Annotated in this window: 18 protein-coding genes; 11 read left to right on the top strand and 7 right to left on the bottom strand. The window is 62.8% G+C overall.

Annotated features, from left to right (window positions below; all coding sequences use genetic code 11):
- The first annotated feature begins 121 nt into the window (after positions 1 to 121).
- From trmFO to rnc, 4 genes are all read left to right on the top strand, one after another.
- Positions 122 to 1,429, top strand: coding sequence for a methylenetetrahydrofolate--tRNA-(uracil(54)-C(5))-methyltransferase (FADH(2)-oxidizing) TrmFO (gene trmFO / locus JX325_RS04760; protein ID WP_204790028.1), 1,308 nt, complete (start codon positions 122 to 124; stop codon positions 1,427 to 1,429).
- A gap of 29 nt (positions 1,430 to 1,458) precedes the next feature.
- On the top strand, positions 1,459 to 2,505 hold the full coding sequence (gene plsX / locus JX325_RS04755) for a phosphate acyltransferase PlsX (RefSeq protein WP_204790027.1): 1,047 nt from the start codon (positions 1,459 to 1,461) through the stop codon (positions 2,503 to 2,505).
- 85 nt (positions 2,506 to 2,590) lie between these two features.
- Positions 2,591 to 2,839 (top strand): acyl carrier protein, encoded by a 249-nt coding sequence (acpP, locus tag JX325_RS04750; protein WP_204790026.1) that lies wholly within the window; start codon positions 2,591 to 2,593, stop codon positions 2,837 to 2,839.
- A gap of 78 nt (positions 2,840 to 2,917) precedes the next feature.
- On the top strand, positions 2,918 to 3,598 hold the full coding sequence (gene rnc / locus JX325_RS04745) for a ribonuclease III (RefSeq protein ID WP_204790025.1): 681 nt from the start codon (positions 2,918 to 2,920) through the stop codon (positions 3,596 to 3,598).
- A gap of 82 nt (positions 3,599 to 3,680) precedes the next feature.
- Here the strand turns inward: rnc and gpr are convergent, their stop codons facing one another.
- Both gpr and JX325_RS04735 read right to left on the bottom strand, forming a co-directional pair.
- Positions 3,681 to 4,577: a GPR endopeptidase gene (gpr, locus tag JX325_RS04740; protein ID WP_204790024.1), complete on the bottom strand. Its 897-nt coding sequence runs from the start codon at positions 4,575 to 4,577 to the stop codon at positions 3,681 to 3,683.
- 82 nt (positions 4,578 to 4,659) lie between these two features.
- On the bottom strand, positions 4,660 to 5,175 hold the full coding sequence (locus tag JX325_RS04735) for an SLOG family protein (protein WP_204790023.1): 516 nt from the start codon (positions 5,173 to 5,175) through the stop codon (positions 4,660 to 4,662).
- A gap of 187 nt (positions 5,176 to 5,362) precedes the next feature.
- On the opposite strand from JX325_RS04735, the gene JX325_RS04730 reads away from it, so the two are divergent.
- Positions 5,363 to 5,830, top strand: coding sequence for an 8-oxo-dGTP diphosphatase (locus JX325_RS04730; protein ID WP_204790022.1), 468 nt, complete (start codon positions 5,363 to 5,365; stop codon positions 5,828 to 5,830).
- Positions 5,831 to 5,864: 34 nt separating this feature from the next.
- Here the strand turns inward: JX325_RS04730 and JX325_RS04725 are convergent, their stop codons facing one another.
- Together JX325_RS04725 and JX325_RS04720 are read right to left on the bottom strand one after the other, a co-directional pair.
- Positions 5,865 to 6,470: a sugar O-acetyltransferase gene (locus tag JX325_RS04725; protein ID WP_204790021.1), complete on the bottom strand. Its 606-nt coding sequence runs from the start codon at positions 6,468 to 6,470 to the stop codon at positions 5,865 to 5,867.
- A 173-nt stretch (positions 6,471 to 6,643) separates the two neighbouring features.
- On the bottom strand, positions 6,644 to 8,194 hold the full coding sequence (locus tag JX325_RS04720) for a sodium-dependent transporter (RefSeq protein WP_243413925.1): 1,551 nt from the start codon (positions 8,192 to 8,194) through the stop codon (positions 6,644 to 6,646).
- Between the two features lie 259 nt (positions 8,195 to 8,453).
- On the opposite strand from JX325_RS04720, the gene JX325_RS04715 reads away from it, so the two are divergent.
- Positions 8,454 to 9,857, top strand: a complete 1,404-nt coding sequence (locus JX325_RS04715) for a GNAT family N-acetyltransferase (protein ID WP_204790020.1) — start codon at positions 8,454 to 8,456, stop codon at positions 9,855 to 9,857.
- A 48-nt stretch (positions 9,858 to 9,905) separates the two neighbouring features.
- Here JX325_RS04715 and JX325_RS04710 read toward each other — a convergent pair whose 3' ends face one another.
- Genes JX325_RS04710 through JX325_RS04700 form a run of 3 tightly spaced genes read right to left on the bottom strand, consistent with a single transcriptional unit; the run spans position 9,906 to position 12,577 of the window.
- Positions 9,906 to 10,787, bottom strand: a complete 882-nt coding sequence (locus tag JX325_RS04710) for a ribokinase (RefSeq protein WP_204790019.1) — start codon at positions 10,785 to 10,787, stop codon at positions 9,906 to 9,908.
- Positions 10,784 to 11,512, bottom strand: coding sequence for a PHP domain-containing protein (locus JX325_RS04705; protein ID WP_204790018.1), 729 nt, complete (start codon positions 11,510 to 11,512; stop codon positions 10,784 to 10,786). The genes JX325_RS04710 and JX325_RS04705 overlap by 4 nt, the downstream gene beginning before the upstream one ends.
- A 54-nt stretch (positions 11,513 to 11,566) precedes the next feature.
- Positions 11,567 to 12,577, bottom strand: coding sequence for a LacI family DNA-binding transcriptional regulator (locus tag JX325_RS04700; protein ID WP_204790017.1), 1,011 nt, complete (start codon positions 12,575 to 12,577; stop codon positions 11,567 to 11,569).
- A gap of 338 nt (positions 12,578 to 12,915) precedes the next feature.
- Here JX325_RS04700 and JX325_RS04695 point away from each other — a divergent pair, with 338 nt between their 5' ends.
- The 5 genes from JX325_RS04695 to JX325_RS04675 all read left to right on the top strand — a co-directional run.
- On the top strand, positions 12,916 to 13,650 hold the full coding sequence (locus JX325_RS04695) for an HAD family hydrolase (protein ID WP_204790016.1): 735 nt from the start codon (positions 12,916 to 12,918) through the stop codon (positions 13,648 to 13,650).
- A gap of 31 nt (positions 13,651 to 13,681) precedes the next feature.
- Positions 13,682 to 14,419: an HAD family hydrolase gene (locus tag JX325_RS04690; RefSeq protein WP_204790015.1), complete on the top strand. Its 738-nt coding sequence runs from the start codon at positions 13,682 to 13,684 to the stop codon at positions 14,417 to 14,419.
- Between the two features lie 81 nt (positions 14,420 to 14,500).
- Complete coding sequence (locus JX325_RS04685; RefSeq protein WP_204790014.1) at positions 14,501 to 15,277, top strand: HAD family hydrolase; 777 nt, start codon at positions 14,501 to 14,503, stop codon at positions 15,275 to 15,277.
- A gap of 38 nt (positions 15,278 to 15,315) precedes the next feature.
- Positions 15,316 to 16,884 (top strand): phosphoglycerate mutase (2,3-diphosphoglycerate-independent), encoded by a 1,569-nt coding sequence (locus tag JX325_RS04680; RefSeq protein ID WP_204790013.1) that lies wholly within the window; start codon positions 15,316 to 15,318, stop codon positions 16,882 to 16,884.
- Between the two features lie 201 nt (positions 16,885 to 17,085).
- Positions 17,086 to 17,709, top strand: a 624-nt coding sequence (locus JX325_RS04675; RefSeq protein ID WP_204790012.1) for a transketolase, incomplete at its 3' end; no start/stop codon positions are given.

The following is a 17,709-nucleotide window of genomic DNA, read 5'->3' as shown; positions in this document are numbered from 1 at the left end:
TTCTCTTTTTCTTCTGGAAGAAAAAGAGAAAATGGGGGGTGCAATGAACCAGCCATCGCTGGTATCCAATCCCCCCCCGCCCGAAGGGCGAGTACAACCCCCCACCTAGGAGGTGACCCCCATGCAGGTAACCGTAATCGGCGCCGGCCTAGCCGGCAGCGAATGCGCCTGGCAGCTCGCCAGCCGTGGCATCCAAGTAACTCTTCGGGAGATGAAGCCGGAGAAAAAAACCCCCGCCCATGAAACAGAATACTTCGCGGAGCTCTGCTGCTCCAACTCCCTGCGGAGCGACCAGCTGGAAAACGCCGTAGGCCTTCTCAAGGAGGAGCTCCGCCGCCTGGACTCCCTGATTTTGTCCTGTGCCGACGCCACCCGCGTCGAGGCCGGAGGGGCTCTGGCGGTGGACCGCCACGGCTTCGCCCGGCTGGTGACGGAGCGGATCGCGGAACATCCCAACATCACCGTGGTCCCCGGGGAGGTCACCGAGCTCCCCGAGGGCGAGGTGGTGATTGCCTCCGGCCCCCTGACCTCCGACGCCCTGGCGGAACGTCTCCAGGCTTTGCTGGGGGATGACTCGGCCCTCCACTTCTACGACGCGGCGGCCCCCCTGGTCTCCGCNGNGAGCATCGACATGGAAAAGGCCTGGANGGGNTCCCGCTATGACCGGGGCACCGCCGACTACGTGAACTGCCCCATGTCCGAGGAGGAGTACGAGGCCTTCTGGCAGGCCCTTACCACNGCNCGGGAGGCGGAGGTCCACGGCTTCGAGGACCAGAAGGTCTTCGAGGGCTGCATGCCCGTGGAGGTCNTGGCCCGGCGGGGNCGGGAGACCCTTNGNTNCGGGCCCTTGAAGCCCCGGGGCCTGACGGACCCCAGGACGGGGAAGGAGCCCTATGCCGTGGTCCAGCTGCGGCGGGACAACCGGGAGGGCAGCGTCTATAACCTGGTGGGCTTCCAGACCCATCTGCGCTTCCCGGAACAGCGGCGGGTGTTCTCCATGATCCCCGCCCTCCACGACGCGGAATTCCTCCGCTACGGGGTGATGCACCGGAACACGTTTTTAAACTCCCCCCGGCTGCTGGACCGCTATTACCGCCTCAAGGCGGATCCCCGCATCTCCTTCGCCGGGCAGATGACCGGGGTGGAGGGGTATGTAGAATCCGCCGCCAGCGGCTTTCTGGGGGGGGTGGAGACGGCCCGGCGGCTCCGGGGACTGCCCCCGGTGGACTTCCCCCAGGAGACCGCCATCGGGGCCCTGGGGCTGTATGTCTCCAACCAATCCGTGGTAGCCTTCCAGCCCATGAACATCAACTTCGGCATCATGCCGCCCCTGGGCCGCCGGGTCAAGGGGAAGCGGAACAAGAACGCGGAGCTCAGCCGCCGGTCCCTGGACATCATAGAGAAGCTGNGGGAGACCGTGCTGGAGTAAACAGAAACGACACAGGGGAGGGTTCAAGCATGAAAATCATCGTGGACGCCATGGGAGGGGACAACGCCCCTCTGGCCCTGGTCCAGGGGGCCCTGGAGGCCCATAAGGAATACGGGACCAACGTGATCCTGGTGGGCCGGATGGCGGATATCCTGAAGGCCGTGGAGCAGTGCGGGGAGAAGAATCTCCCCTCCGGCGTGGAGATCCGGGACGCGGCGGAGGTGGTGGAGATCGCCGACGACCCCGCCACGGCCTTCAAGAAGAAGAAAGACTCCTCCCTGACGGTGGGCCTGAACCTGCTGAAAAACGGGGAGGGGGACGCCTTTGTCTCCGCCGGGTCCACGGGGGCCCTGCTGGCGGGGGCCACGCTGGTGGTCAAGCGCATCCGGGGCGTCCGCCGGGCGGCCATGGGGCCCGTCCTGCCTACGGCGGAGGGGCGGATGCTCCTGTGCGACTGCGGGGCCAACGCCGAGTGCACGCCGGAATACCTGCTCCAGTTCGCCTACCTGGGGAATTACTACGCCAAGCGGGTGCTGGGGGTAGAGCGGCCCCGGGTGGCCCTGCTGAACATCGGCGCGGAGTCGGAGAAGGGAGACGGCCTCCGGCAGGAGGCCCGCGCCCTGCTGGCCCAGGCGGCGGAGGCCGGGCGGCTGAACTTTGTGGGGAACCTGGAGGCCAGCGACGCCATGCTGGGCGGAGCCGACGTGCTGGTGGCCGACGGCTTCACCGGAAACGTCATGCTGAAGTCCCTGGAGGGCACCGCCAAGTTCCTTTTGAAGGAATTGAAGAAGGTGTTCCTCTCCAGCATGAAGACCAAGATCGCCGCGGGGCTGGTGAAGGGGGACCTGGCGGAGATGAAAAAGCTGCTGGACCCCAGCGAGGTGGGGGGGACCCCCTTCCTGGGCATTTCCAAGCCCGTCATCAAGGCCCACGGCTCCTCGGACGCCCGGGCCATCCGCAACGCCATCCTCNGNGCGGAGGAATACGCCGCCAGCGGCTTCATCGCCGACGTGGAGGAGAACATCGAATTGATGAAAGTTGGAACAAACAGGCAAAATTTGCCGGATGCCCCTTGACAGCACGGCGGCTGTTGCCGTATGATAGGCTTCATGAAAGGGCTGTTGTTTCAAGGCAGTCAAGTCTATAAGGAGTGAAACGGCAATGTCAAACGAAGAGATCTTAAGCGTGCTTCGGGGACTGGTGGCGGAGCAGTTCGCCAAGGAACCCGAGGAGATCAACATGGACACCGCCTTTGAAGGAGATCTGGGCGCGGACTCCGTGGACCTGGTGGAGCTGGTCATGGCCATGGAGGAGGAATTCGAGGTCGGCGAGATCGAGGAAGAGGAGCTCTCCTCCCTCAAGACCGTGGGCGACGCGGTGAACTACCTGGCGGGTAAGCTGAATAAGTAAAAAGCGCGCCTTGGAAAGCAGGCGCGGAGGAAGCCCGCCCCGTGCCCCCGCGGGGCGTCCTTTCAGAGAGGACCGGACATGCAGGAACTGGAGAAAAAACTGGATTACGTTTTCCGGGACAAGGCGCTGCTGGAGGAGGCCCTGTGCCACAGCTCCTNCGCCAACGAGCACCGGGCGGACCACCTGTCCAGCAACGAGCGCCTGGAGTTCCTGGGGGATTCGGTACTGGGCTTCGTGACGGCGGAATTTCTCTTTGCCCAGCACCCGGACCTGCCGGAGGGGGACCTGACCCGCATCCGGGCGGCCCTGGTGTGTGAGCAGAGCCTCTATGAGGTGGCCCGAAAGNTGAACCTGNGGGCCTATCTGCGCCTGGGCCGGGGCGAGGAGTCCGGCGGCGGCCGGACCCGGACCTCCATCCTGGCGGACGCTACGGAGGCGGTCTTCGCCGCGGTCTATTTGGACGGGGGCATCGCCGCCGCCTCGGCGCTGATTCACCGCTGTGTGCTGGACGCGGAGCGGGAAGAGGTGGTGGAAGAGCGCCGCCGGGACTACAAGACGGCCCTCCAGGAGCTGGTCCAGCGCCAGGCGGACCAGGTGCTCTCCTACCGCATGGTGGGGGAGCGGGGCCCGGATCACGCCAAGACCTTCGCCGCGGAGGTGCTGCTGAACGGCGCGCCCATCGGCTCCGGCTCCGGCCACAGCAAGAAGGAGGCCGAGCAGGCCGCCGCCCGCAGCGCGTTGGAGGGCCTTTCTGAATAAGAAGACATCCCCGGCGGAAGTCTCCGCCGGGGATGCTCCTGTCTATGGGCGGAAAAGAACGCGCCGCCGTTTCAGAAAAGCGTCAGGCCAGCAGGGCGTTGATCTCCTCAATCTCCAGGTCCTGGAGGGCCCAGTTCACGCCGTAGCCCACCACCTTGCTCAGCTCCCGGACCTGCTGGTCCACGTCCCGGGTGGTCACCGTCAGGGGATTTTTCCCATGGCGGAGCCGGGTCTCGTCCAGCTCGGCGACGCCCGACTCCTCCAGCAGGTCCGCCGCCAGGGTGGCGGCGTCCACCACCGTGGGCACGCCGACGGCGAAGACCGGCACGCCCAGAGTCTCTTTGTTCAGCGCCGCCCGGTGGTTCCCCACGCCGGAGCCGGGGACGATGCCTGTGTCCGAGAGCTGCACCGTGGTGCACATCCGGCCCACCCGCCGGGCGGCCAGAGCGTCGATGGCGATGACCAGGGAAGGCTTCACCTGTGCCACCAGGCCCCGGACGGCCTCGGCGGACTCCACGCCGGTGGTGCCCAGCACCCCGGCCCGGAACACCGCCACGGGCCGGAACCCGGCGAAGTGCTTGGGGCTGGCGGCGATGAGGTGCCGGGTGACCAGCACGCTGTCTGCCGCCAGGGNNCCCACGGCGTCCGGGGTCATGGCGGCGTTCCCCAGGCCCACGATGAGGGCGGGGCCCTTTTCGGGGAGCATGGCCTTCAACTGGGACCCCACGGCCCGGACGGCCCGCTCAAAAAAGTCCGGCTTCCGTTGCCAGAAGCTGGTCAGGTCGATGGTGAGATAGGTCCCCTGGGGCTTTCCCAGGGCCTCCTCCCCCCGCCGGTCCAGGATATCCACCCGNGNGACGGGGTAGCCCTCCTCCTTGGACTTCGNGGCCTTTACGCCGGAGAGCCGGGTGGTCTTCTCCGTGGACTNCTGCCAGAGCTCCCGGGCCTCCAGGGCCAGATCGGTGCGCTTTGCAAACATAGGACCGCCTCCCAAACCGAAAATGATCGGCTTTAGGTTTTGCGCAGAGAGGCGAAATATGCGGAAAGAGCCTTGAAAANATTCAAGGCTCCTTCAAAATTAAGGGCAGATCCACGATGGGGACCCGGCGGCTCATGGCGTACTGCATGGTGTACCGGGTGCCGCCGGGGGTGCCGTCAAAGGCGGCGATGAGCAGGGAGGAATGGTCCACCATGTAGCGGTCCCGCCGCTGCATGCAATAGGGCGTGTACTTGGCGGAGACCAGGGTCTCGAAGTCGCAGGCTTCCACCAGCCTCTTGTACCGCTCCCGCTGGTCCGGGGCCCAGGCGTCCGCCTGGGTGGGGCAGGGGACAGCGGCCTCTACCGTCACATCCGGGTGCCGATCCCGGAGGGCCAGGACCGTCTCGCAGAAATAGAGGTCGCAGCCCAGGNCCATGCCGCAGAGGAAGTGGCGGTGGCCCTCCTCATAGGCGGCCTCCACCGCGGCGGCGATGCGCCGTTTCAGGGAGAGGCACCGGGGGTCCGCCTCGTCGTAGCGCCAGGGCAGCTTCTCGGGGCGGTGGCCGGTGAAGCAGCAGCTGATTTGTCTGGACCGCATGGGGAGGCCTCCTTTCCCGGCAAAGTGATGGAATCATTATANAACATTCGTTCTGAAATGTAAAGCCTTTTCTTTTCCGGCCGGGAGGAGTATAATGAATTTTAGAGCAGCACCCGAAAATCATGAGAAACGTTCAGCGGTCCAGGAATCGCAGGGCCGCGCTGCCGCGGGAAGGAGAGGAACGCACATGCTGTATTCCACCTTGTGCTATCTGGAGCGGGGAGACGAGTACCTGATGCTCCACCGGGTGAAGAAGGAGCACGACGTGAACCAGGGGAAATGGATCGGCGTGGGGGGCAAGTTTCAAGACAGAGAGAGCCCCGAGGACTGCGTCCTCCGGGAGTGCTTTGAGGAGACGGGCCTGACTCTGACGGACTACCGCTACCGGGGGCTGGTGACCTTTGTCTCCGACCAGGCCCCCACGGAGTACATGCACCTTTTCACCGCCTCCGCCTGGACCGGAACGCCCCACCCCTGCGACGAGGGGGAGCTTCAATGGATCAAGAAGGCGGACCTCCTGTCTCTGCCCCTGTGGGAGGGGGACAAGATCTTCCTCCGCCTCCTGGAGGAGGACGCGCCCTTTTTCTCCCTCAAGCTCCGCTATGAAGGGGACAAGCTGGCCGGGGCGGCGCTGAACGGGAAGCCCCTGAACTGAGAAAGCCGCCCCTTTCGGAGCGGCTTGAAAGTCCTCAGGCCTCCCGGTGTTCCCGGAGGGCGGCTTCCCACTTCTCCCGGTCCGCCTCCGTCAGGGAGCGGATCACCCGGCAGGGATTTCCTCCGGCCACCACCCGGGGCGGGATGTCCCGGTTAACGATAGACCCGGCGGCGATGACGGCCCCTTCCCCGATGGTCACCCCGGGGAGGATCACCACGTTGCCCCCAATCCACACGTTGTCCTCAATGGTGACGGGACGGCCGTATTCCAGATCCGTGTTCCGCACCTCCGGCACCATGGGGTGGTTCACCGTGTAGATGCAGACCCGGGGGGCGATGTAAACCCGGCTGCCGATGGTGATGGGGGCGATGTCCAGGAAGATGCAGTCGTAGTTGGCGAAGAAATAGTCCCCCACGGAAATCTGGGTGCCGTAGTCGCAGTGGAAGCTGGACTCCACCCAGGCGTCCTTCCCGGCGCGGCCGAAGAGCTCCCGGATGGTACTGTCCCGGCCCTGGAAATCATCCGGGGCCAGGGCGTTCAGCCGGTGGCAGAGCCGCTTGGCCCGCATCCGGGCCTCCGTCAGCTCCGGGTCCGGGGGATAATAGAGCTTTCCCGCCAGGCGCTTTTCCTGTTCGGTCATAGAGATCCCCTCCCGCAAGATTATTTGGGCCATTATAACAGAGCCGGGGAGGGCGGTCAAGAAGGGCTTGCAATTTTTGGGGGATCTGGTATAGTGATGGAAGACAAAAAACGAGCGGAGCCGAAGCTCCGCCCGTCTTGAGGCTAGGATGGTTTTTTCCGGGAAGACTGCCCTTACAGCGTCTCCTTCCGCTTGGGGGAGTTGATGGCCACCAGCCAGGACACCAGCAGGATCACCGCGCCGATGCAATAGCCGATATAGTAGACGCTCTGTCCCTGGGCCTCGGCGTCCATGGTGAAGAAGTCGCCGATCTGGCCGCCCAGGATGAAGGCCATGGCAATGGGGACAATGAATTTCAGGCAGATGTCCATGAACCTGTTCAGCCAGTGAATCTGCTCCGCGCCGTGGTGAATTTCGTNGGTGATGGGCTTGGTNCGCAGCTCCCAGCCNATCATGATGCTCATAATCAGCGCGCCGGCGGGCATGGCCAGACCCTCGGAGAAGGCGTCCATGAAGTCCAGCCAGCAGTCGTTCCAGGGGCCGACGCCAATCATCTGCTGGAAGGGGACGGGCACAAACTTGTTGCTGCCCAGGCCGTCCAGGGCCACAATGGCGGCCTCCACCATGATGGCGGCGCANACCCAGAACACGGTCTTGGAGCGGTTGCCCTGCTTGCCCTTGCTCTCCGCGTGGTCCAGCAGGAAGGTGACGACCACCTCGATCAGGGCGATGGCGGAGGANATGGCCGCCACCAGCACGAACAGATAGAAGATCACACCGAACAGGGGGCCGATGGGACCCATGGCCTGGAACACGTCCTGCAGGGTGATGAACAGCAGCTTGGGGCCGCTGAGGGTGGCGCTGGGGCCGTAAGTCGCCACGGCGGCGGGGATGACGGCGATGCCCGCCATGATGGCAACCAAAGTGTCCGCAAAGACCACCACCACGGAGTTCTTCACGATGTTCTGGGATTTCTTCATATAGGAGCCGTAGGTGATGGTGATGCCCATGGCCAGGGACAACGAGAAGAACATCTGCCCGCCGGCGGTGGCCAGGACGGAGATGATGCTGGGCGCCTCCTCAATGAAGCCCGCCTGCACCGCGTAGCCGGGGAGGAACATGAATTTCAGGCCCTCCGCCGCGCCGGGCAGGGTGACGGAACGGATGATGATGATGACCAGCATCACGAACAGGGCGGGCATGCCCACGTTGTTGAACTTCTCAATGCCCCCGGAGATGCCGCCCCGGTTGATGAGATAGCAGAGGATCATGAACAGGAAGGTGAACATGACGCAGCCGAAAGGATTGGTCAGCATGGCGCTGAACAGGTCCGACCCGGTTTTGATCTCCGCACCGGCGAAAGCCAGGTTGCTCAGGTTCAGGGACATGTACTCAATGCAGTAGCCGCCCAGAACCGTGTAGAAGCTCAAAATGACGAAGGGGGAGAACACCGCCAGCCAGCCCACCCACTTAAAGCGCGCGGACAGGGCGTGGTATGCGCCGATGGTGCCCTTGCCGGTTTTCCGGCCCATGGCCAGNTCGCTCATCATAATGCTGAAGCCCACGAAGATGGCCAGCAGCAGATAGATGACCAGGAAGGCGAAGCCGCCGGACTTGCCCATTTTGTAGGGGAATCCCCAGATGTTGCCCAGGCCCACGGCGGAGCCGATGGCAGCCATCAGGAAGCCTAAGTTGCTTCNCCACGAACCTCTCTCATTTTCCACAAAAAAACCTCCTCTTATCGGTAATTATTAACAAATATACTATACCCGAATCCATTCGTCAAGAAAAAATACAAAAAAAATTCACAAAATGTTTTTACTAGATGGAAAGCTGTCCATTTCACGCTTTGACGTGGCATGGTTTTCTATACAATACGCACAAAATACGACTGCGTCTGATGCTTATGCAACAGTTTAAATCCGCGCGGCGTGGTAAGCTTTTTCATGCCGTCATCACAAACGAACACTAAGGATGGGACTTATGCAACAGTTTAAACCGGTGACAAAACAGGACGGCGCCAAGCTGCGCCGCTACTACAAGGACTGCAATTACGGCCTCTGCGAGTACTCTCTGGGGACCAAGCTCATGTGGAAGAAGGCGCTTCACCCGGCCTGGGCGGAGATCGCGGGCTGCCTCGTGGTCCGTAACCGGGACGCGGGCGGGTGGAACTTCGACTACCCGGTCCCCGGGCCGGAGGGGGACGTGGACGCGGCTCTGAGGGCCATTGAAGCCTACTGCCTGGAGGCGGGGCAGCTTCCGGTCATTTCCATGGTGCCGGAGCACAAGGCTGGGGAGCTGCTGGGCCGCTATCCCTATGTCCGGGTCAGCGATATCCGCACCTGGCGGGATTACGTGTATTACCGGGAGGACCTCCAGTATTTCACCGGGCGGCGCTACTCCGGCCAGCGGAACCACATCAAGAAATTCCGGGCCCAGTGGCCCGAGGCGGNGGTCCGCCCCCTGACGGCGGAGAACGCCGGGGCGGTGGAGCGGTTTTGGAAGGACTATGAGGCGGAATTCCNCAAGGGGGACANCGCCAAGGCCCTGGACGAGCTGAAGCTGGCGAAGANAATGCTGAAGCTGGCGGGGAAGCCCTGGTTCACCGCCGGGGGGATGTTCGACGGGGACAAGCTCANTGCCCTGGCCCNGGCGGAGCGCTGCGGGGACACCCTCATTATCCACATTGAGAAGGCGCTGTATTCCTATACCGGCGTGTATCCCGCCTTTGTCCAGGCCTTCGCCCTGGCCTTCGGCGGAAACTGCCAGTGGATTGACCGGGAGGACGACGCGGCGGACAAGGGCTTGCGGACCTCCAAGCTCCAGTACGGCCCCGCCAAGCTGGCCCCTAAGTACCGTTTCGAGCCTATGAACGAGCTGATGCGCCACATCAAAGAGATCCCCAAGGTGGAGACAGCCCGGCTGACCCTCTCCGCCCTGACGGAAAAGGACATTCCCGCCTACAACGCCCTGGTGCTGGACCAGGAGCGGAACCGCTGGTGGGGCTATGACGACGTGGCGGGCCTGGGGGGCCCGGTGGAGGAGCGGAGCTTCTTTGACGTTGCCAGGCGGGACTTTGAAAACCATCTGGCGGTGAACTTCGCCGTCCGGCTGGAGGGAAAGCTCATCGGCGAGGCGGTGCTGTACAATTTCGACTGCCGGGGCGGCGCGGAGCTGGGCTGCCGGATTGACAAGGCCTACGCCGGGAACGGCTACGGCGTGGAGGCCTTTACGGCGGCGGCGGAGTGGGGGCTTTACAAGCTCCACCTGGGAAGGGTTTTCGCCAAGTGCTTCAAGGAGAATCAGGCGTCCTATAAGATGCTCTCCGCCTGTATGCGGAAGCACGGGGAGGACGAGNCGTTTTTCTATTTTGAGAAGCTGGTGTAAAAATGCGGGCCCCCGGCGAAAAACCGGGGGCCCTTGCTATGCGCAGGATCAATAAAATTCCTTGATGTACGCGTCCACATCCGCCCGGGTGCCCATGTAGGGGCCCGGGGTCTCCATCTTGAGGGAGACCAGCGCCGTGGCGGTTTGAAGGGCGGCGGGGATGTCCTGGGTCAGCCGCTCGTTGATGTAGCAGGCGAAGGTGGTGTCCCCCCGTNCGGTGCGGCCCCCCAGGCTCCGGGCCTTGATGGGGCNGGTGTAAATCTCCTTGCCGTCGTAGACCAGCACTTCCGTGTTGTGGGTGATGAGGATTTCCTTCGCGCCCCAGCCGTAGAGGACCTTGGCGGCCTCCACCCGGTCCGCGAGGCCCGTGAGGATTTCCGCCTCGGCGGCGTCGGTTTTCAGGAAGCGGACATAGGGGAGCAGTTCCTTCTTGGCCTCCCAGTCCCGGTAGACCATGCCGCCGTTCTCCTCCCAGCGGAGCATGCACTGCACGTCGATGGCCAGCATGGCGCGTTTTGCGGCGAAGGGCAGAAACNCGTTGGGGATGTCGCNCCCCACCAGGCCCGCCAGGTGCCAGATCTTGGCGTCGATTTCCTCCGGGACCTCCTCGGGCCGGTAGGGGTCGATTTTGCTGTCCACGGTGGAGGTCCGGCGCTCCCGGTCCGGGGTGTGGTAGACGTTTTTGGTGACGAAGGAGTGGGTGCTGTGGAGGGGGAACACCGTGATGTTGGGGGCGGCGGCGAAGGCGTCCTTCAAGTCCACCTGGGCGGTGTCCGCCTTGGGCAGGACGGCGGTCTTATGGCCCATGTTGGCGGCCGCAAAGCCGGAGTAGTACACCGCGCCTCCGATGGCCTGGACGGTGGTTCCGTCATAGTCCACATTGGTGTCCTGGGCAATCTCTCCGATAATCAGGGTATTGAACTGGCTCATTTCGCTTCCTCCTTACGGATGGCCTCGTCGGCCTCTACAAATTCCTGGAACGCGGGGCTCCAGAGATGGAATTTATGGCTTTCAATCATGCGCTTGTAGGCGAAGGAGTCGTGGACCCGCTCCGGCAGGAGGACGGCGGTCCGGGCCTCATCCCCGTCCCGGTGGGTGTCGGACCCGGCCAGGCGGTAGTACTCGGGGTGGCGGCGGCAGAGCTCCAGGGCTTTGTCGTTGTTGTTTTCATGCCGGGGGTTTCCGTTGATGATCTCCGCCCCGTGGATGGTGGTTTCCTGAACCGGGGCGCTGCCCTTGCGGAAGGGGTGGGCGTGGATGATGAGGACCTGGCTGTGATACTTGTCGAAGAACTCCTGGGCGCTCATGCAGCAGATATAGGGGTTGGAGCGGAGCCACTGCTCGTCGATGCCGTAGACCAGGTAGTCGTTGTCGTTTTCCGGGAAGCGGAGCTCCGCCCCCAGGATGACGTCCAGCCCCACCTCGTCGCCCCGGCGCTTGGAGGCGTGGTAGCCGCTCAGGTAATGGTCGCAGACCAGGTCCCAGTTGTGCTCGGTGTCGATGCGGGAGAGGTACTCCGGGTGGAGGTGGTCCGTGACCACCAGGCCTGTGAAGCCGTTTTGGACATAGCGGTCCACCACGTCGGCGGCATAGAGATGGCCGCAGCGGCTGGTTTCGGCGGTGTGGGTGTGGGGGTCGTAGCGATAGCCGTTCATAGTGAAAATTCCCTCTTTCCTCACGGGGAGCGGAAGCTCCCTGTGTGTGATAATTTAAGACGCGTGCAGATCCCGGCAGGTGCTGCGCTTGATCAGCGTCGGCATCAGAATCTGATGGACATAGCCCTGGGTGCCGTTTTCAATTTTGTCCCGGAGCATATCCACCGCCTGGACGGCCATGTCCCGCTTGGGCTGTNCCATGGTGGTCAGCTCAATCCGGGGCAGGGCGGTGGAGGAGATGTTNTNGAAGCCGATGAGGCTCAATTGACCGGGAATATTAATGTGGGCGTCGTCCGCCGCCTTCAAAACGCCCAGGGCGTTGGAGTCCGTGGAGGCGAAGATGGCGGAATAGTCGATGGGCTTGGCAAAGAGCTCCTTGGCCAGCTNGTAGCCGCCGGTGATGGAGGAGCGGGTGAATTCGCTGTTGAAGAACCGGGGGGTCAGCCCCAGCTCCCGGCAGGCCCGGATATACCCCTCCGCCCGGAACTGGTGGGTGGTGGTGTGGCGGCGGCCAAAGTAGAGGATATCCCGGTGGCCCAGCTCATAGAGGTACTTCGTGCCGATATAGGTCCCCCGGCTGTTGTCCACGGCCACGTAGCTTTGAGGCTGGTCCCGGAGGTTCTCGCTGAGGAAGACCGTGGGCACCTGGTCCGTGTAGGCCCGGATGTTCTCATAGGTCTTGGGACTCTGGGGGACAATGAGAATGCCGTCCACCTGCCGGCTGAGAAGGAGCTTCACCACCGTCTTCTCCTGCTTCAAATCCGGCCCGGAGTTGCAGAGCATGATGTTGTACCCGTGCCCCCTGGCGCTCATTTCGGCGTAATAGGCCAGCTCCGACATAAACTGGTTGTCGATGGAGGGAACCACCAGCCCGATGAGCCCCGTGCGCTTGGTCACCATGGAGCGGGCCACGTAGTTGGTAGTATAGCCCATCTCGTCGCAGAGCTTGATAATGCGCTCCCGGGTGTCGCTGCCAATCTGGTGGCTGCCGGAAAGGGCGCGGGAGACGGTGGCGTAAGATACGCCGGCGGCTTTGGCCACGTCCTTCAAAGTTACACTTTTCATAGCTTTTCATCCTTTCCGCGCCACTGGAAATTGTAAACGTTTCCGCTTTATTTTTTGGAACCGGCCAGACTCCGGCCGGTTCAAGTTGTCAAGTAAAGAATATCCGATTTTCCCGGCAATGTCAATAACAATCTGGATTTTTCCCATCTTTGGGCAGAAAAACGAAAAATAATCGAAGTCTTCGGCGTTTGGCATATTGACAAAGGACCTGTGTTTCATTTAGAATAAAGCTGAAAAGGCCGCAAACGTTTACGGTTGGGCCGGAGACGGCCCGGCCGCCTCCTGGAACGCCGTTCCAGGGACCCGCGACGTCTACCACATTATGAGGAGGAATTCTTATGACCCCCGATATCAAAACGATCTTTTTCGACGTTGGCAACACGCTGCGCATCGTGCTGAAGGAGCAGGACTTCATCGACCGGGCCGAGGCCGGGCTGATGGAGCTCATCCACACCACCGAGACCCATGACGAGCTCTTTGCCAAGCTGGAGGAGCGCTGGAAGAAGTACCGCAAGGTGTCCAAGGAGACCCTGCTGGACGCCTCTGAGGGCGAGCTGTGGACCCAGTACATGCTGCCGGAGTACGACGCCAACATGATCTTTGCCAACGCGGCGAAGCTGANCCGCCTGTGNCGGGATCACGACGGCCGCCGGGTGGCCCGGGCCGACGCCGTGGATACCATCAAGGAGCTCTGCGCCCGGGGCTATACCCTGGGCATCATCGCCAACACCGTCACCGAGACGGAAATCCCCGACTGGATGGCCGCTGACGGCGTGGCCCAGTGCTTCAAGACCACCATCCTCTCCTCCAAGGTCCGCCTGCGCAAGCCCAACCCGGAGATTTACCACCTGGCCTGCCGCTGCATCGGCACCCCGGAGGCCAACTGCGCCTACGTGGGCGACAATCCGGTCCGGGACGTGGAGGGCACCCAGGCCGCGGGCTTCGGCATGATGATCCGCATCGACGAGCCGGACACCCTGAACATGGAGCACGCCACCGGCAAGGAGTTCACCCCCGACCATGTGATTACCGCCCTGAGCCAGCTTCTCGATATTTTCCCCGCCCGCGCTTAAAATACATAGATACACAAGGAGGGAACACGCCATGGATACGACTAAGCGTTACAAGGCCGTCTTCTTCGACCTGGGAGGCACCCTGCGCATCGCCCTGCTGGAGGAGGCTTGGATNAGGCACGCCCGCCGGAAGATGGCGGAGATTGCCGGGTCCCCCGTGCCCTACGAGGAGTTCTACCAGATGATTGAGGAGCGCTACGAGCCCTACCGGGACTGGGCGCTGCGCGAGAATAAGNAGTCCGGGGNCGAGGAGCTTTGNTGCAAGTGGCTGCTGCCGGACTATGACCAGGCCCGCGTCAAGCAGGTCTGCCACGAGCTGAGCTACCAGTACCGCCAGTGNNAGGGCCGCCGGGTCGTGGTAGACGGCGGCGTGGAGGTCATCAAGGGGCTCCATGAGCGGGGCTACAAGCTGGGCATCATCTCCAACCTCATCGGGGAGAACGAGGTCCCCGACTNGCTGGAGGAGGACGGCCGGGCGGAGTACTTCGACACCGTTATCCTCTCCTCCGTCTGCGGGCTGCGCAAGCCCTGCTCCGAGATTTACAACGTCGCCTGCAGGGACATCGGCGTGGCGCCGGAGGACTGCGTGTCCGTGGCGGACAATGTGAAGCGGGACATCACCGGGGCCAAGGAGGCGGGAATCGGCTGCANCATCATCTTCCGCTCCCCGGANAAGAAGCACGCCGTGGAGTTCACCGAGGCCAACCGCCCCGACGCGGTGATCAGCGGCTTCCGGGAGATTCTGGATTTGCTTCCCCCCTTGAATTAAAACCAATTTGGGATGCGTCCGGGGAGACCCGGACGATCCCGCGTTTCAGAGGAATAGACTGAACAAGGAGGCCGATAGGAAATGAACACCGATATTCGTTACATCTTCCTGGACCTGGGAGGCACCTTCCGGGTCATCGACGAGGACCCCGCCTATCTCTCCGCCGCCCGGGCCAAGATTGCCGAGCTCTGCGGCGTGGAAACCGACAACCCCAACCAGTGGTTCAGCGATGTCNTCGACAAGCGGTACGACAAGTACCGGGACTGGGCCCTGAAATTCATGTGCGAGGCGCCGGAGGAGGTCTTGTGGACCCGGTGGCTGGCCTATGACATGGACCGGGAGCGCATTTTGAAGAACGCCGCCGAGCTGACCTACCAGTACCGCCAGACCAAGGGCCGCCGCACGGTGGTGGAGGGCGGCGCGGACACCGTCAAAGAGCTCTGCGCCCGGGGTTATACCATGGGCATCATCAGCGATCTGGTTGGCAAGCGGGAGGTGGACGAGTGGCTGGACGCCGACGGCCTCCGGCCCTACTTCAAGACCGTCCAGCAGTCCTCCATTACCTATATCCGCAAGCCCGGCCCCGCCATCTACTACTACGCCATGGAGGAAGCGGGAGCCCAGCCGGAGAACTGCTGCTACGTGGGCGACAATTTGAACCGGGACATCGTGGGCGCCAAGGCCGTGGACTTCGGCATGACGGTGGCCGTGCAGTACGACCGGAGCAAGCCCCTGAAGCTGACGGAGGAGAACATGCCCGACGGCAAAATCTACACCTTCCCCCAGCTGCTGGACATCTTCCCCGAGGGGGGCAAGGTGGCCGTGGATAAGCTCATCGCCCCCAACGACGGACAATAAGGATTTGATTGGCTAATTGACTATAGGAGGTTTTTCATATGGCAGACATGAAACGCGGCGGCGCTCAGCTGGCTGAGGCCGTCAAGAAGGCATACGAGCTGGGCCAGGACGACTATCATCTGGAGCCCATGCTCCTGNTGGNGGACGNCAAGNCGGTGGGCAAAATCGGAGACGGCGACGCGGCCATCTTCTGCTGCCGCCGGGGTGAGCGGGAGATCGAGCTCACCGAGATGTTCACCGAGCCGGATTTTGACAAGGCAGATCGCCGGATGCTCCGGGACCTGGACTTCGTTATCATGACCATGTACCACGACAAGTTCAAGGNCCTGCCCATCGCCTTCGCCCCCGCCAAGGTGGTGAAGCCCCTGGCCCAGGTCCTCAGCGAANCCGGAAAGACCCAGTTCCACTGCGCCGAGAGCGAGAAGTTCGCCCATGTGACCTTCTTCTTCAACGGCGGCGAAAACAACCCCTTCCCTGGGGAGGATGACGTGTGCATCCCCTCCCCCAAGGGCATCGACTTCGACCAGCAGCCGGAGCTGTCCCTGCCCAAGGTGGCGGACACCGTTATGGACGCCCTGGGCAAATACGACTTCGTGGTGACCAACTTCGCCAACGGAGACGTCATTGGGCACACCCAGAACACCGAGGCGAAAATCAAGGCCTGCGGCTATGTGAGCCAGTACCTGGATAAAGTGGTCAGCGACGCCCTGGGCAANGGCTACGTGGTGGCCATCACGGCGGACCACGGAAACATCGAAAAGCTCTACACCGCCGCCGGGAAGCCCGACGGGGCCCACACCACCAATCTGGTGCCCTTCATCATGATCGACCCCGCCGACAAGAGCCCCATCTCCCTGCGGGACGGCTCCCTGGGCGACGTGTCTCCCACGGTGCTGAACGTCCTGGGCATCCCCCAGCCCGCCGAGATGGACGGCAAGCCCCTCTGCGAGGGCAAAACCTGGGGCGAGGGCCGGAAGATGCTCCTCATCATCTGCGACGGCTGGGGCCTGGGCACCGGAGACGACGGCGACGCCATCCATCTGGCCGATACCCCCTACTGGGATTCCCTGCTGGCAGACCAGTCCTGGTCCAAGCTCCACGCCTCCGGCGAGTTCGTGGGCCTGGGCGCGGGCAAGGCCGGCAACTCCGAGGCGGGCCACTCCAACCTGGGCGCGGGCCGCTGCGTGATGCAGGACGACGTCCGGCTGGACGCCGCCGTGAAGGACGGCAGCTTCAAGCAGAATCCCATTTTCCTCCAGGCCATTGAGCACGCCAAGAAAAACGGCACCGCTTTGCACCTGCTGGCCTACCTGACCTACAAGTCCTCCCACGGCTGCATCGACTACCCCCTGAACATCTGCGAGATGGCCCGGGACAATGGACTCAGCCGGGTGTATCTCCACATCATCTTCGACGGCCGCTCCACCGAGCCCGGCTCCGCTCCCGCCCTGCTGGCGGAAGTGGATGAGAGGCTGGAAGCCATCGGCGTGGGCCGCGTCGTGGACGGCGTGGGCCGGGGCGTGGTTCTGGACCGGGACAAGAACTACGACAAGGTGAAACGGGCCTACGACGCCATGGTCGAGGGCGCCGGAACCCAGTACGAATAAGGTTTTTGGAGGGAAGGCCGGGACGTATTATCCCGGCCTTCCAGGATTATGAAAATGCACGCNAATTCGANNAAAATTGCACGCAGAAAGTTTGTTAAAAATATAATTGTCATTGACGGGAACGGCGCTGGTGGAGTAAAATAATGCCCGAGGAAAAGCTCCGCAGCGTTCAACAACAAACTTGGAAAGGAAGCGACACCCATGAATGAGAAAAAGCTAAAAGTCCTGGCGGCTGAAATCCGGCTGGAGACGCTGAAGGTCATCCACAGCCGGGGCTTCGGCCACGTAGGCGGGTCCATGGNCTTGGCGGACCTNATGGCGGTGCTGTACGGCGAAGTCATGAAGTTCGACCCGAAGAATCCCCGCTGGGAGGACCGGGACTGGCTGGTTTTGAGCAAGGGCCACGCGGGACCTGTGGCCTACGCCACCTTCGGCCTGATGGGCTTCTATCCCATGGAAGACGCATACACCCTGAATCAGCCGGGGACCAAGTTCCCCAGCCACACGGACCGCAAGCTCACCCCCGGCGTGGACCTCACCACCGGCTCCCTGGGCCAGGGCGTCTCCACCGCTACCGGCGCGGCCCTGGNCAATAAGATNGACGGACGGGACAGCACGGTCTTCTGCGTCATCGGCGACGGCGAGGCGGACGAGGGCCAGGTCTGGGAGGGCTTCCACTTCGCCTATGCCCACAAGCTGGACAACATCATCTACTTCATCGACAGCAACGGCTACCAGCTGGACGGCTCTACGGACGATATCCTGGCCCACGGAGACATCGCGAAAAAGGTGGAGGGCTTCGGGCTGCACACCCAGGTCATCGAC

It is taken from the genome of Oscillibacter sp. CU971, assembly GCF_905219725.1.
Taxonomy (GTDB): Bacteria; Bacillota; Clostridia; order Oscillospirales; family Oscillospiraceae; genus Oscillibacter.
Note: the sequence above shows the minus strand (reverse complement) of the source record. Positions and strands in the feature narration are given on the sequence as shown.

Bases quoted from the DNA above. Each gene is read 5' to 3' on its own strand.
- acpP (WP_204790026.1), top strand. From the start codon at position 2,591: ATGTCAAACGAAGAGATCTTAAGCGTGCTTCGGGGACTGGTGGCGGAG.
- JX325_RS04730 (WP_204790022.1), top strand. From the start codon at position 5,363: ATGCTGTATTCCACCTTGTGCTATCTGGAGCGGGGAGACGAGTACCTG.
- JX325_RS04725 (WP_204790021.1), bottom strand. From the start codon at position 6,470: ATGACCGAACAGGAAAAGCGCCTGGCGGGAAAGCTCTATTATCCCCCG.
- JX325_RS04705 (WP_204790018.1), bottom strand. From the start codon at position 11,512: ATGAACGGCTATCGCTACGACCCCCACACCCACACCGCCGAAACCAGC.